General features: G+C 35.7%; 14 protein-coding genes and 1 tRNA gene. 7 read left to right on the top strand and 8 right to left on the bottom strand.

Annotated features, from left to right (window positions below; all coding sequences use genetic code 11):
• Positions 1-122 precede the first annotated feature (122 nt).
• The 4 genes from JKP34_RS02670 to mltG all read right to left on the bottom strand — a co-directional run bounded on the left by JKP34_RS02670 (position 123) and on the right by mltG (position 2,659).
• Positions 123-207, bottom strand: a tRNA-Ser gene (locus tag JKP34_RS02670).
• Between the two features lie 86 nt (positions 208-293).
• Positions 294-1,226 (bottom strand): YihY/virulence factor BrkB family protein, encoded by a 933-nt coding sequence (locus JKP34_RS02665; RefSeq protein ID WP_201917432.1) that lies wholly within the window; start codon positions 1,224-1,226, stop codon positions 294-296.
• Positions 1,216-1,626: an acyl-CoA thioesterase gene (locus JKP34_RS02660; protein ID WP_201917430.1), complete on the bottom strand. Its 411-nt coding sequence runs from the start codon at positions 1,624-1,626 to the stop codon at positions 1,216-1,218. The genes JKP34_RS02665 and JKP34_RS02660 overlap by 11 nt, the downstream gene beginning before the upstream one ends.
• A 1-nt stretch (position 1,627) precedes the next feature.
• A complete protein-coding gene (gene mltG / locus JKP34_RS02655; RefSeq protein ID WP_201917428.1) occupies positions 1,628-2,659 on the bottom strand; it encodes an endolytic transglycosylase MltG in 1,032 nt (343 codons plus the stop codon).
• 159 nt (positions 2,660-2,818) lie between these two features.
• Between mltG and JKP34_RS02650 the strand changes: the two genes are divergently transcribed.
• From JKP34_RS02650 to JKP34_RS02635, 4 genes are all read left to right on the top strand, one after another.
• Entirely contained in the window at positions 2,819-3,442 is a 624-nt protein-coding gene (locus tag JKP34_RS02650; RefSeq protein ID WP_201917426.1) for an L-threonylcarbamoyladenylate synthase, read from the top strand.
• A 28-nt stretch (positions 3,443-3,470) separates the two neighbouring features.
• Positions 3,471-4,106, top strand: coding sequence for a WbqC family protein (locus tag JKP34_RS02645; RefSeq protein ID WP_201917424.1), 636 nt, complete (start codon positions 3,471-3,473; stop codon positions 4,104-4,106).
• A gap of 91 nt (positions 4,107-4,197) precedes the next feature.
• A complete protein-coding gene (locus JKP34_RS02640; protein WP_201917422.1) occupies positions 4,198-6,741 on the top strand; it encodes an ATP-dependent Clp protease ATP-binding subunit in 2,544 nt (847 codons plus the stop codon).
• Positions 6,742-6,957: 216 nt separating this feature from the next.
• The gene (locus JKP34_RS02635; protein WP_201917420.1) at positions 6,958-7,221 is read left to right on the top strand and encodes a hypothetical protein; all 264 of its coding nucleotides are present in this window, start codon (positions 6,958-6,960) and stop codon (positions 7,219-7,221) included.
• A 95-nt stretch (positions 7,222-7,316) separates the two neighbouring features.
• On the opposite strand, the gene JKP34_RS02630 is transcribed toward JKP34_RS02635, so the two are convergent.
• On the bottom strand, positions 7,317-7,664 hold the full coding sequence (locus JKP34_RS02630; protein ID WP_201917418.1) for a MotA/TolQ/ExbB proton channel family protein: 348 nt from the start codon (positions 7,662-7,664) through the stop codon (positions 7,317-7,319).
• Between the two features lie 193 nt (positions 7,665-7,857).
• Between JKP34_RS02630 and JKP34_RS02625 the strand changes: the two genes are divergently transcribed.
• Genes JKP34_RS02625 through JKP34_RS02615 form a run of 3 tightly spaced genes read left to right on the top strand, consistent with a single transcriptional unit; the run spans position 7,858 to position 10,400 of the window.
• The gene (locus tag JKP34_RS02625; RefSeq protein ID WP_201917416.1) at positions 7,858-8,865 is read left to right on the top strand and encodes a sensor histidine kinase; all 1,008 of its coding nucleotides are present in this window, start codon (positions 7,858-7,860) and stop codon (positions 8,863-8,865) included.
• The gene (locus tag JKP34_RS02620) at positions 8,862-9,554 is read left to right on the top strand and encodes a LytR/AlgR family response regulator transcription factor (RefSeq protein WP_201917414.1); all 693 of its coding nucleotides are present in this window, start codon (positions 8,862-8,864) and stop codon (positions 9,552-9,554) included. Before JKP34_RS02625 ends, JKP34_RS02620 begins: the two co-directional genes overlap by 4 nt.
• A gap of 30 nt (positions 9,555-9,584) precedes the next feature.
• On the top strand, positions 9,585-10,400 hold the full coding sequence (locus JKP34_RS02615) for an SDR family oxidoreductase (RefSeq protein ID WP_201917412.1): 816 nt from the start codon (positions 9,585-9,587) through the stop codon (positions 10,398-10,400).
• On the opposite strand, the gene JKP34_RS02610 is transcribed toward JKP34_RS02615, so the two are convergent.
• The 3 genes from JKP34_RS02610 to JKP34_RS02600 all read right to left on the bottom strand — a co-directional run bounded on the left by JKP34_RS02610 (position 10,401) and on the right by JKP34_RS02600 (position 13,603).
• The gene (locus tag JKP34_RS02610) at positions 10,401-11,063 is read right to left on the bottom strand and encodes a Tll0287-like domain-containing protein (RefSeq protein WP_201917410.1); all 663 of its coding nucleotides are present in this window, start codon (positions 11,061-11,063) and stop codon (positions 10,401-10,403) included. It abuts the gene before it with no gap.
• Positions 11,063-12,982, bottom strand: a complete 1,920-nt coding sequence (locus tag JKP34_RS02605) for a GAF domain-containing protein (protein WP_201917408.1) — start codon at positions 12,980-12,982, stop codon at positions 11,063-11,065. Before JKP34_RS02605 ends, JKP34_RS02610 begins: the two co-directional genes overlap by 1 nt.
• A gap of 90 nt (positions 12,983-13,072) precedes the next feature.
• Positions 13,073-13,603 (bottom strand): YfiR family protein, encoded by a 531-nt coding sequence (locus tag JKP34_RS02600; protein ID WP_201917406.1) that lies wholly within the window; start codon positions 13,601-13,603, stop codon positions 13,073-13,075.
• Between the last annotated feature and the right edge of the window lie 56 nt (positions 13,604-13,659).

Raw genomic sequence — 13,659 nt, 5'->3', positions numbered from 1 at the left:
AAAATACTCCGGATAAGGTTTAATGTCGATCTACCCAGTTGAAAAAACTTGGCTTCAGTTCCAACAGAAAAAACACTCATAAACAAAAAATCCTGACTAGTTATCTAATCAGGATTTCGGTGCAGAGGAGGAGGGATTCGAACCCCCGGTACCTCGCGGTACATTGGTTTTCAAGACCAACGCAATCGACCACTCTGCCACTCCTCTATCAATTCATTTTGGCAATCCTTTTGCCGAATTGGAATGCAAATGTATTGTATTTTCTTTTCCTTGCAAAAGGAATTTGCAAAAAATTAAACCTTATTTAATTTCTCCTCTTTAGCCCTTTCTAGACTCACATTAAGTTCAAGCCCTACAATTAGAAATAACGATAAGAAGGAAAACCATATCATTAAAGCTATCAGGGCTCCTATTGACCCATAAAGTTTATTGTAAGTTCCGAAATTATTGATGTAATACGAAAAGCCAAAGGACACAGCCAAACTCAGCATGGTTGAAAGTATAGAGCCCGGATTAAAGAAATGCCATTTTTTATGTACAGCTGGAGCAACATAGTAAATAACGGAGGTAGCCATCTGGAAAAGGAAGAAAATAACTAAGAGCCTAATTCCCGCAAACAGGAAGTATTCATAGTTGTCGTTAACAATACCAAAATCTTCAAGCCAGAGTACTAATTGTTGAGCGACAATAAGCAATGCGATAGAGACGAAAAGGACAAATGCCAGTAGAAAGGTTAATGAGAGCGCAATAAATTTAGACTTAAAAAACCCTCGACTATCGCTGGTTTTATAAGTTCTATTAAAGGCATTCATTAAAGCAGTTGTTCCGTTTGTTGCAAAATACAATGCGGTTAAAAAACCAAATGATAATAAGCCCCCTCTCGATTTTGATAAAATATCCTGAATAGTAGACTCTGCTTCCTGAAATACCGATACCGGCATTGTTTCTCTCAAAAGCTGCATTACTTCATTGGTGAGGTTATCGATGGGTAATACAGGAATAAGGGTAAAAAGAAATATGATAGTAGGAAAAATAGCCAATGTAAAATGAAAGGCTACATTGTTAGCCCTTTCAATAAGGCTATGATCACTCAGTTCTTCAATAAATATTCGGAAAAGATTAAAATAAGAGACACCACTTCTTTTTAATTTCTTACGCTTAAGAAAATCGATGATTGCTCTTACAAAGCCAATAGATAGTATAAAACGGAGGTACTTATACCGCATCAAAAATGGGATTTAATACGTCTGCTAACAATTTAGGTATTTGGCAGGGCTTTCCGCTACTTTTATCAACAAAAACTAAAACTGTAAATCCTTTATGGATTAAAGTATCAGCTTTATATATATCATATTCATATCTGATTTTTACACCTGGCTTTTCCGGGATTCTTAACTTAATAGTTAGCTCATCGTCATATCTGGCGGGCCTAATATATTTTGAATTATTCTCCAACACCGGCATAATTACTCCCGCTTCCTCTATCTCTTTGTAACTCAAACCAATACTTCTGATGGATTCAGCTCTGGCTACCTCATAGTAAGTAGCGTAATTACCATAATATACATAACCCATTTGGTCAGTTTCGGCATACCTAACACGTAACTTATGTTCGAACTGATACATCTTACTTATAAATTCTGGCTTTGTTTAGCGCTGCCTGATAGGCTGCAGCATTTCTATTATGTGCTATTAAGTTAGTAGCAAATGCGTGATAACCCGAAAAATCAGGCTTAGCACAAAAATAAAGGTAGTTATGGTTATCATGATTTAATACTGCATCAATACTTTCAAGTTCTGGCAAGTTAATTGGCCCTGGAGGCAGACCTCTGTTTTTATAAAGATTATATGGCGAATCGATCTCTTTATGGATATTAAGTACACGCTTAATACTGAAATCACCTACAGCAAATACAAGGGCCGGATCTGCCTGTAACGCCATGTTTCTTTCTAGTCTATTGAGGTAAACCTCAGCTACTTTTGGGCGCTCATCAGGCTTGATTGTTTCTGCCTGCACTATTGACGCAAGGGTACTTACTTCTACTGGTGACAAACCAAGCTCTTCAGCTTTAGCCTTTCTTTGATCATTCCAGAAGCGCTCATATTCCTTGTGCATTCGTTCAAAAAGTTCTTCACCTGTAATTGTATAATATACCTCATAAGTGTTTGGTAAAAACATACACATAATATTCTCTTGGTTAAACCCGTAAGAATTTATGAGAGAGTCATTATTAAGAAGCTGAAGAAATTCAGTGGAGTCCACACTGATGTTGTTCGTAATTTTACCAGCTAAATCAGCTTTTACTCTAACGTTGTTAAAAGTGACATGTGTGGGTACCTGGGCTCCCGATCTTAACAACCTGATAGCTTCGAGGTTAGTCATATCTTTTCTTAGCTGGTAAATGCCAGGCTTAATGTTTTCCTGATAATCCAAAACCTTAGCAACAAAGCTGAAAGAAAGCATATCATTCACTATGCCTCTGTCATAAACAATATCCTGAACATCCGAAAATGAGGCTCCTTTTTCAATTAAGATCGTTTCATCTCCCTTTTCTACTAAAATATTTTCAGTAAAAAACACTTGGTAGAAATAAAACACGAAGGATGTAAGAAGAATTGAAAAGACTATAATAAAGCCTATAAGAAACTTATTTTTCATATGTACAATTGCTATTCAATAATTAATCGGAGTTTTGAGCTAATAAGTTTTGCACTCAAAAGCTATTAGCCCTCCACGAAAAAAATACAAAGAGCCAAATTTAGGTATTTTGGATTTGACACCGCATGCTTTAATCAAGCAATTTTATTATCATTGTGTATGGCAGCCGAATTCATTAAGCTTTACGAAGAAAATCCAGACCCGCGAAGAATCAAAGAAATAGTGCAAATTCTTAAAGATGGAGGAGTAATTATCTATCCAACAGATACTATCTATGGTTTAGGCTGTGATTTAACTAATAGAAAAGCCATCGACAAGCTTTGTTGGGTTAAAGGCATCAAACCGGGCAAAATAAATCTTTCCTTCATTTGTGAGGATATGAGTCATATCTCTGACTATGTAAAGAATCTCCCTACGCCTACTTTTAAGCTAATGAAGAAGAACCTGCCTGGAGCTTTCACCTTCATTTTACCTGCCAACAGCAATGTTCCTAAAATTGTAAATGCTAATAAGAAGACTGTGGGTATTAGAATTCCGGATAACAAAATTCCTATTGAAATAGTAAGAGCTTTAGGTAACCCCTTAATTTCTACATCAATAAAAGATGAAGATGAATATGTAGAGTACCCCACAGATCCCGAAGAGATTTACGAAAGCTTTAAAAATTTAGTAGATGTAGTAATTGATGGCGATTACGGTAAGAATATTCCATCAACTGTTGTGGACTGTACCACACAACCTTTTGAGCTTGTAAGGCAAGGACTGGGAGAAATCGTTTATTAGTTCACTTTAGAATTTTTAAACTTGCCGTATGGATTTTAATAAAGCAACTGCATTAATTGATATTCAGTATTTGCCCTCTCTTGCATTTTTTGCTGCTATTGAACCTTTTAAGGAGATTCAGCTGGAGTCGCATGAAAATTTTGTTAAACAAAGCTATAGAAACAGAGCATATTTATTATCATCTCAAAAAATTGAGGCACTTACAGTACCTTTAATTGGAGCCAATAAAAAGATCTATTCTAAAGACATTAAGATTGACAATAGCCAACTATGGGCTAATAAACATTGGCGAAGCATCAAAACCTGCTATGGAAAAGCTCCATATTTTGAATTTTTTGCCGATGAATTGTATCAGGTGTATCATAAAAAGTTTGAGTTTTTATGGGACTTAAATTTTGAGCTTCTGACAAAGTGTCTGAAAATCACACAAATAAAAACCAAGCTCACCGAATCTGACAGCTATAAAAAGAACGTAAATGAAAACGTTGTGGACTATAGATCGTTATTAAACCCTAAGAAGCCCGATTTACTGAGGCAGGTTTACAAACCTCATCCATACCAACAAAGTTTTGGCAACACTTTTGAAGCTAATTTAAGCGTTGTCGATTTGTTTATGAATGAAGGTCCCAATTCCTTACAGATTATTAGGAAATCGAGAGCATAAATTAAACTTTACTATTTTTATTTAGTTTTTATTGCATTACATTTAATTATGCAGTAGCAGCATGTTAATACAACATTGAGGAGACAGAATTATGGAAGCAAAATTTTCAAATAGAGTCAAAGAAGTCATTTCTTTAAGTCGTGAAGAGGCTTTGAGACTTGGCCATGATTATATAGGTACAGAGCATCTTTTATTAGGAATGGTTCGAGAAGGTGAAGGTGTAGCCATTAGCCTGCTTAAAAAACTAGGCGTTTCTTTAGATGAATTAAGAAATGAGCTGGAGCGAAGCACAAGAGGTACAGCTACTAATAATGTGAAGAATTTGGCGAACATCCCTTTAACCAAGCAATCTGAAAAGGTGTTGAAAATTACTTACTTAGAAGCAAAAATCTTCAAAAGCCAATTAATTGGCACTGAGCATTTGTTGTTGTCTATTTTAAGAGATGAAGACAACATCGCTTCGCAGGTAATGGATAAATTTGATGTTACCTATGATGTAATCAAAGAATTATTAGAATATCAAACACAAAATCCTATCGCTTCGTCAGATACAGAAGATGGAGATGAAGAAGGAAGTAAATTATTCAGTGGCGGAGGATCAAAATCATCTTCATCTAAAAGTGGAGAGAAATCAAAAACTCCTGTATTAGATAACTTCGGACGTGATTTAACAAAACTTGCCGAAGAAGATAAATTAGACCCAATTGTAGGTAGAGAAAAAGAAATTGAAAGAGTTGCTCAAATTCTTTCAAGAAGAAAGAAAAACAATCCAATTTTAATTGGTGAACCTGGTGTAGGTAAAACGGCTATCGCTGAGGGTTTAGCACTAAGAATTACTCAAAGAAAAGTATCAAGAGTACTTTTCAACAAAAGAGTTGTAACACTCGATTTAGCTTCTTTAGTAGCTGGCACCAAATATAGAGGTCAGTTCGAAGAGCGTATGAAGGCGGTTATGAACGAATTGGAGAAATCTCCGAATGTAATCTTGTTCATTGACGAGCTACATACTATTGTTGGTGCTGGTGGCGCTTCTGGCTCATTAGATGCCAGCAATATGTTTAAACCTGCACTTGCACGAGGTGAAATACAATGTATCGGTGCAACTACTTTAGATGAGTACAGACAATACATTGAAAAAGATGGCGCTTTAGCAAGAAGATTCCAAATGGTAATGGTAGACGCAACCACACCAGAAGAAACAATGGAAATTCTTGAGAACATTAAGGATAAATATGAAGATCACCATAATGTGAATTTCACTAAAGAGGCGATTGAAGCCTGTGTAAAACTAAGTGATAGGTACATTTCCGACAGATTTCTTCCAGACAAGGCCATTGATGTAATGGATGAGGCTGGTGCAAGAGTGCACATCAATAATATTCATGTGCCTGATACAATTGTTAAGCTGGAAGCTGATATAGAAGAAGTTAAGAAGGAGAAAAATAAAGTAGTTCGCTCACAAAAATATGAAGAAGCCGCTCGCTTAAGAGATTCAGAGAAGAAACTGCTTGAAGAGCTTGACAAAGCAAAAGCTGACTGGGAAGAAGAAACAAAATCGAAACGTTACACCGTTGATGAAGATAGCGTTGCCGAGGTTATTGCCATGATGACTGGCGTACCTACTAAGCGTGTGGCTCAAAATGAGAGTGCAAAGCTTAAAGGTATGGCAGATGATCTTAAGGGTCAGGTAATTGGACAGGAAGAGGCAATATCAAAGCTCTCAAAAGCTATCCAGAGAACAAGAATAGGCTTAAAAGATCCAAAAAAACCAATCGGTTCATTTGTGTTTTTAGGACCAACTGGTGTTGGTAAAACTGAGTTAGCCAAAGTGCTTGCTACCTATTTATTCGATAAAGAGGAATCTCTTATCAGAATTGATATGAGTGAGTACATGGAGAAATTCTCGGTTTCCAGACTCGTGGGAGCGCCTCCGGGCTATGTAGGTTATGAAGAAGGTGGGCAGCTTACCGAGAAAGTAAGAAGAAAGCCCTACTCAGTTGTGTTGCTTGATGAAATTGAAAAAGCCCATCCGGATGTTTTCAACTTACTACTTCAAGTACTTGACGATGGTATTCTAACTGATGGTTTAGGGAGAAGAGTCGATTTTCGCAATACGATAATCATCATGACTTCAAACATTGGTGTTAGAGACTTAAAAGATTTCGGTGCAGGCATTGGTTTCTCCAGTCAGGCCAAGAAAGATAATAGCAATGAAATAATGAAGTCTACTATCCAAAACGCACTGAAGAAAGCATTCAGTCCTGAGTTTTTGAATAGGTTAGATGATGTGATTGTTTTCAACTCATTAGAAAGAGAACACTTGCATAAAATCATTGATATTAGCCTGAAAAAAGTGTTCGATAGAATGCTATCATTGGGTTATGATATTGAGCTAACTGAAAAAGCTAAAGATTTCTTATCTGAAAAAGGATATGATCAACAATATGGTGCTCGTCCGCTAAATAGAGCCATTCAAAAGTATCTTGAAGACTTGGTTGCCGAAGAAATCTTGAGTGAAAACATTAAAGTTGGTGACTCCATTATTGCTGATCATGATGGTAAAAGTGAAAAACTTTTTATAAAACAGAAAAAAGGTAAAAAGAAAGACGAGAATCCTGAGAACAAAGAAAAATAATTTCAGGGTATATAATTATAACTTTACGGAAAGGGAGCTGTTTGGCTCCCTTTTTTGTTGGTAATTACTGATTTCTTACACTAATAAATTGAATTATTCATCTTACAATTAATAAGACTTATAGCGCTCATTTTGCATTTAACCGATATTATATTAGAATATTTTATTATACTACTAAATATATGCACCTTTGTATGGTAACAAAAGGTAAAAAACATGCAGGCGTTAACTACTAACAAAGAATCAATTATTCAGAAGTTTGAAAAGCTTATATCAATAAGTGATGCTGAACCTAATAATTGGAGAATAGGAATAGGATCGTTGCAGAGAGCTTCTCTTTTGAATGTTGGAGATGAGATAGTTTACCAGAAATCGCCTATTGATGAAGCAACAGAAATTATGTTTCACTTCATCGCCCAGGGAGTAAAGACTTGCAATATGAGTAAGTCAAACTTTAATGGAATATACCTTTATAGATAAGAAATTACCTTACGCCTAAAAATATCGATAAAGCTTAACTAAAAAGAGACCGAAATTCGGTCTCTTTTTCTTTTCAGCAGAAACGGAATCAATACTTATTTAGTAATTGCACCAGCCACAAGTTGCAGTACTTTACCTACGATAAAGATGATTAACCCATAGATGGTTGTATAGGAAGAAACTTTCAGACCACCTGCCAACATAGCCTGTGAAACCTCACCCATCTGCTCAATTCCTTGAAAAGCTGCAAATAAGCCTAATACTTGACCTAAAATTCCCCAGACCAGAGCTAACAAAGCCGTTTCTTTGGATATTTTTAACCATTTAGCGTCCTCTCTTTTTATTAAGCCTAACACACCTGTAGCTATAGTAGCTATAAACAATATGGTAAGAAGGCTCATAAAAAGCATCCCGCCCTGAACATGTAATTCGTAAATACTCATAACTTTTTGTTTTTAGTTTGACTCAATTTTAGGCAAACTAAAATTGGTGTGTCGCATTAATAGTTTGATTATTACCAACTGTGGTTATACTACCAAATTTAGCGGATGAAATGCATTTCTGCATTATACCTTCACATTTTGGTTACTCATCGACTAAATCACTTTATATTTATCAGAATTACTAATTTTAAACATGCTCAATAAGCTTCCTTTCCATATTATATTTTGGCTTATCTCGCTGAACTTATGTGCGTTTATAATAGGCTACAAAAGTGACTGGCAACAAGCCTATTTGCTAACAGCCATCTATTCTCCTGTATCCGTAAGTAGTGCTTATTTCATTACCCATGTTTTAATGGAGCGTTATCTTTATAAAGGGTCCTATTTAAAGTTTATCATCTACCTCATTTACACAATAACTGTCTCCCTGTTTTTAGTAATGGTTCTCAATACCGTGGTATTCATTAATATTGCCAATTATCAGTTTAATTTGATGCCTGCACCTACAAAGGACATCGTTGTACTGTTTACAACACTCTATCTAATCGTGTTTCTTTTTGTAAGCACCCAAAGTGTGAAAAAATATGCTGATGCTCGCTCAGAGAAAGAAGCGGCATTGAAGCGCATGGCAGAAACTGAGCTAAAGTTTTTAAAGTCGCAGCTAAATCCCCATTTCTTATTTAATACTTTAAATAACCTTTATAGCCTCGCTGTTAAAAAATCAGATGAAGCACCCGATGCGATTCTTAAACTCAGCAATTTGTTAGATAATGTGCTCAGCGCTTCAGACAATTTACTAATTCCTATTGATCAGGAACTAAAGGTAATGGAAGATTTTATCTACCTGGAATCATTACGATTTGGGGACAGACTAAATATTAAAAAAGAAATAGAGGTTCCTGAAGGTTGTGAGTTTAAGATTCCCCCACTAAGCTTAATTACGATTATAGAAAACTGTTTTAAACACGGTGGTGAGGGCAAAATGAAAAAATTAGCCATTAACATTAAAATTATAGGCTCCAATAATACTTTAAACGTAGCAACCAAAAACAACTATCACCCCAGTGGTGATGGAACTAGTAAGGGTAGAGGGTTAGATAACCTTCGAAGGCAAATGAATTATCTGTTTAAAGACAAACATGAGTTAACAATTAGCCAAAGAGAAAATATTTTTACACTTGAACTTAATATGTTGTTTTGAATAGTATCCGATGTGTTATTGCCGATGACGAACCACTTGCTTTAGAGCTTGTAGAAAATTTTGTTGATAGAGTACCCTATCTCAGTCGCAAAGCTAGTTTCAATAATGCCTGGGATCTTGGTGAATATCTGGAGGATAATAAAGTAGACCTACTGTTGCTAGATATTGAAATGCCTGGCCTGGATAGCATTACTTTCCTTAAGAGCTTAAAAGAAGTCCCTTCAGTTATCTTTATTACTGCTCATAGAAAGTTTGCCGTTGAAGCATTTGAAGTGAATGCAGTAGATTATCTCTTAAAGCCTGTTTCATTCGATCGGTTTCTTAAGGCACTAAACAAGCTTAAACCTCAAAACATTATAGATAATGAAGAATCTCATAACAAAGCTGAAACAGATAATCTATTCATATTATCAGATCGCAAAATGGTTAGGGTGAACTTTAACGACATCCTATATATTGAAGCAAAAGGTGATTATTTGAAATTCTTTCTGGAGAATGAAAAACCCATCATCAGCAAAATGACTCTCAAAAACTGTCTTACTCTAGTTCCTTCATCAATATTTTCACAAATACATAGGTCATTCATTGTTAACAGAAATAAGGTAAATGCCTACACAAATGAAAAAGTACAGGTCGGGAAAGATTGGTTAAAAATTAGCAGGGGATATAAAAACAATTTCAACAATTAAATCTTTCCCTTTTATAGACTAAATAAATTTATGACTATAGCTATTACAGGAGCCACTTCAGGGATAGGATTAGAAACCGCAAAGACACTATTAGAAAAAGGCCACAAAATCATATTTCTTGTAAGAGATATGAAGAAAGCCGATGATGTTCTGAAAGATATTCCACAATCTGGCAATGTTACCGTAATTGCATGCGATCTGGCCGATTTATCATCGGTTAAAGAAGCAGCAGAAGCACTTCAGGAAAGTACCGATCAGCTAGATGTTCTCATCAATAATGCTGGAGGTACATTCAAAGAAAGAATGGAAAGCAAAGATGGCTATGAGCTACATTTAGCCGTTAATCATCTGGGCCATTTTCTTTTAGTAAACAATTGTCTGGACTATCTTAAAAAACAAAGCACTAAGGTGATAAATGTTAGTTCAGAAGCTCACAGGGCGGCTAAGTTAGATTTTAAAGATCTTAACCTTAAAAATAATTATAGTACAATTAAGGCATACGCAAATGCCAAGTTGTACAATATTCTTTTCACTAAATCATTAGTAGATATAGGCTTGACGAGTTATGCCTTACACCCAGGAGTGATAGATTCTGGTTTTGGGGATAATTTAAATCCGCTACTGAAAATGTTTTGGTTTCTTGGCAAACCCTTCATGAAAAATACCAGACAAGGCGCTTCAACATCCATTTATTTGGCATCCAATACACTTGATGCCTCCAAGAATGGAGCTTATTTTAAAGATAGAAAAGTGGTTTCCTGCTCAAAAGAAGCAAATAATAAGGCCACAAGAGATCGATTATGGGAAGAAAGTGAAGGTCTCGTTAAAGACTATCTTCAGCATTAATCACATTGATTTTACTAATTGCTTTTTAGAAAAAGCAACTGACCACATACCTCTTAAGTCGCCCACTTTGTAACCATGAGCACTATCAGCGGGGTAATAGTCTTTAAGAATTTCTTTAACTTCTAATGCCTGATTGGACTTATCTCCATGACAGTTAAGACATAATTCAGAACCTATGAAAATAGGTTTATTGTATAGTATGCTGTCTTCATTACTATAAAATTGAACATTGTTATTCAAACTTCCTCCCTGTTCAAATGTGTATTGATAGGCCTCCAATAAGCCCTGCTCTAGCTTAGAAGGTTTATTAAGGGCATTTCTGTTTTTAAGGCTTACTCTTTTCAAATGAACCTGATATTTATTCGCTAAACTATCTGTTAGTTCTTGTGCATTTTTAGCACAATATGAAACAGCTGCTTTGTAACTTCCTTCAGCGATTTTAGTCGATAATTTTTCTAATAAAGCCGTCTGTGCCTCCTGAGTAATTGAATCCCCTTTTTTTCTCACTTCTTCCAGAATGTCAGCTTCTGAGATGACTTTTATGCTGCGCTCTTTCATCCGTTTTTCAATAGCAGCGGGTCTTCGTTTTTCCGTAGAAAAACCACAGCCCAGCAATAATGAAAGTGCCAGGCTGCAGAATATAAAACACTTAATAGGATACATCAAATCATTTGCTCTTTGGTAATAATAGAGCCTATTAATAAATATTTATCTTCTTCTCCAGACTGGTTAGATAGCACACCAGCAGAGAAAGTAGCACTTACAGATTCTCCATCTTTAGTACTCATCTTCAGCATACCTGACCAAATCTTTCCAGCTTTTAATGCCGAGGTCAAAGTTTTTAATTGATCCTTTGATTCTACTATTTTATCAAGTGCTGAACCACTTAAATCTGTAAAGGAATATTGTAAGTGTTGAGTAGTAATATCGTTTATGCTAGAGATTTTTAGGTTTTCGTTGAGTTCAATCATCATATTGGTATAATTGATGATTTTTTCCTTATCTTCTCTATCTCTTTGAGAGCGCTCCATTTCCTCCTGAGTAGCTTGAAGCTCCTCCATATTCTGACGCATTTCCTCTTCCTGCGAACGCATCTGCTCCGTCATTTCACGTGACTCATTCAACAGTTTAGAAGTTCTTTCATTGATCTTAACAGATGAAATGGTGGAAGCTATATTTTCAGCTATCTTTTCTACAAAGTCTCTTTCGTGCTCTTCAAATTCATTAAAAGAAGCCAGCTCAATTACACCATAAATTTCATCATTCACCTTAAGTGGAACTATGAGTAAGCTGTTAGGATTAGCCTCTCCTAAACCGGATGTGATCATTACATAATCCTGAGGAACATCAATCATATAAATGCTTTCTCCTTCAAGCCATACCTGACCTGTTAATCCCTCACCTTCATAGATCTTCTGCTCAAGATATTTCTTCTTATCCCAGGCATAGCAAGCCGCTAGTTCTAGATATTTATCATCTTCATCCTCCTCATTAATAATAAAGAGCCCGCCCTGATTAGATTTGGTATACTTAACCAAATTAGAAATAATCTCATCAGACAGCTTTCCTATATTATCATTATTCCTTCTCAAGATGTCTCCAAACATAGCCAGACCTTCTGTCGTCCAATTACGCTTTTTATCTTCTTCAGCAACTCTTTTCAAGTTAGCTCTCATATCAATAAGCGCATTTCCCAGTACGTCTTCTTCACTCAACGGATCATAATCAGTGTCATATTTACCATTACCAATGTTCTCAGCAAAGTAAGAGGTGTCTTTTAATCCTTCTACCAAGTTATCAACAGCTTCTGCCATTTCACCAATTTCGTCATTGCTGAAACGCCTATCTTTGCTTTCTGGCAGCACACCTTTTCCTAGTTTAACAACCACATCTTTAATGTAATTAACCGGCTTGGTTATTGATCTGGCCAGCAAGATTGCTCCAACCATACCAAGAGCAACAAAAATAATTGCCAATATTATAGAGGTGTTTCTCAAATTAGTTGAACTATCAAGCACCTCAGCTTCTATAAGCTCTGATTCCTTCTGCTTTTCAACTAATACAGCATTAAGATTAACGATAATACTATCTGTTCTTGGAATTACCTCACGCTCAATTGATTCTGAAGCCATGAACTTAACAATAGGGTCCTCATAGTCTTCAAAGGTTACAAGACTGCCCATAATTTCCTGTTGTACAGCTAGCAAGTCCTCATATTCAGTGAAGATAGTATCCATTTCAGCAGCTTGGGCCTCATCTTCCCATTCCTCTTTCAAATCGTTTATTTGCTCTTTCAGCGCAGGATATTCCTCTTCATGAATTTTTCTTAGAGATTCTTTATCAGTTTCATTGCTCTGTAAATATACCCAGTTAGTTACAAGCATTTTTGAACGAATAATTAATACGTTAAAATCCTTTATGCTCGTAAGTGATGGTTTGATAACAGTAGCGTTTTCCTCAATAATACTACTATTGCTACTTACTGTAAAAATGGTAATACCTGAATAGATGACGAAGATGAGTATCAGGGTTATGAAACCAAAAAGTATTTTATTACCAATGGTAAATCGAAAGTTTTTCATTCTGCGGTAATTATGCTGTCGTTTATAAACTTAATGAATTTAATCGAATAAAGTATGCTTACAAAAAGCATTAGCGAATATCTGGATTATTTACCTTATTTCTTCTCCAAAACGCACCAATTCTTGCGATACTTTTAGCCCTGCCTGTTCAATGTTGGCTGTATTAACTTCAAAGCGAAGCTTGCCATCAACATCTTTGAAATTGATCATTGAACCATTTCGAGCTAAATCTTTTCCTTCTGTAATCAATAACACAGGTTTGTCTTTTAATGAGGTTTTAACTTTATCGAACTGCTGTTGTTCGGAAGCAGGTACAAAAAGTATGTTCATGCGTTGATTAAGATTTTCCTCACTCACCTGCCTCACTACAATGTTGTTATTTCCGACTTTCTTAATTTCAGCCATCTCCTCCAGTAATGGAGTAATTTCTGAATCACCTAAAACAGCAATAACAAAATCGCCCTTTGTATTACTTGGCGGCCATTGTACATATTTTGTGAAACTGTAGAAAAACACTTTATGAAACCTGTATTTGTTATCAGGATCACCCTGAGAAAGCCCTAACTGAAAGGAGAAAAGAAATATAAAGGCAAGTGCTAAAATACTTTTGGTATTCCTCATTTGAATTCTGTGAAATTGAAGGCAAAAAGTAGCCAATTTTGCTGAAAAAAAGAAGT

This window comes from Marivirga atlantica (assembly GCF_016734805.1).
GTDB lineage: Bacteria > Bacteroidota > Bacteroidia > Cytophagales > Cyclobacteriaceae > Marivirga > Marivirga atlantica.
This window is presented reverse-complemented; position numbering and strand designations above follow the sequence as displayed.

Excerpts from the sequence above, each read along its gene's own strand:
- JKP34_RS02665 (WP_201917432.1), bottom strand. The coding sequence starts at position 1,226 with ATGCGGTATAAGTACCTCCGTTTTATACTATCTATTGGCTTTGTAAGA.
- JKP34_RS02660 (WP_201917430.1), bottom strand. The coding sequence starts at position 1,626 with ATGTATCAGTTCGAACATAAGTTACGTGTTAGGTATGCCGAAACTGAC.
- mltG (WP_201917428.1), bottom strand. The coding sequence starts at position 2,659 with ATGAAAAATAAGTTTCTTATAGGCTTTATTATAGTCTTTTCAATTCTT.
- JKP34_RS02650 (WP_201917426.1), top strand. The coding sequence starts at position 2,819 with ATGGCAGCCGAATTCATTAAGCTTTACGAAGAAAATCCAGACCCGCGA.
- JKP34_RS02645 (WP_201917424.1), top strand. The coding sequence starts at position 3,471 with ATGGATTTTAATAAAGCAACTGCATTAATTGATATTCAGTATTTGCCC.
- JKP34_RS02640 (WP_201917422.1), top strand. The coding sequence starts at position 4,198 with ATGGAAGCAAAATTTTCAAATAGAGTCAAAGAAGTCATTTCTTTAAGT.
- JKP34_RS02635 (WP_201917420.1), top strand. The coding sequence starts at position 6,958 with ATGCAGGCGTTAACTACTAACAAAGAATCAATTATTCAGAAGTTTGAA.
- JKP34_RS02630 (WP_201917418.1), bottom strand. The coding sequence starts at position 7,664 with ATGAGTATTTACGAATTACATGTTCAGGGCGGGATGCTTTTTATGAGC.
- JKP34_RS02625 (WP_201917416.1), top strand. The coding sequence starts at position 7,858 with ATGCTCAATAAGCTTCCTTTCCATATTATATTTTGGCTTATCTCGCTG.
- JKP34_RS02615 (WP_201917412.1), top strand. The coding sequence starts at position 9,585 with ATGACTATAGCTATTACAGGAGCCACTTCAGGGATAGGATTAGAAACC.
- JKP34_RS02610 (WP_201917410.1), bottom strand. The coding sequence starts at position 11,063 with ATGTATCCTATTAAGTGTTTTATATTCTGCAGCCTGGCACTTTCATTA.
- JKP34_RS02605 (WP_201917408.1), bottom strand. The coding sequence starts at position 12,982 with ATGAAAAACTTTCGATTTACCATTGGTAATAAAATACTTTTTGGTTTC.
- JKP34_RS02600 (WP_201917406.1), bottom strand. The coding sequence starts at position 13,603 with ATGAGGAATACCAAAAGTATTTTAGCACTTGCCTTTATATTTCTTTTC.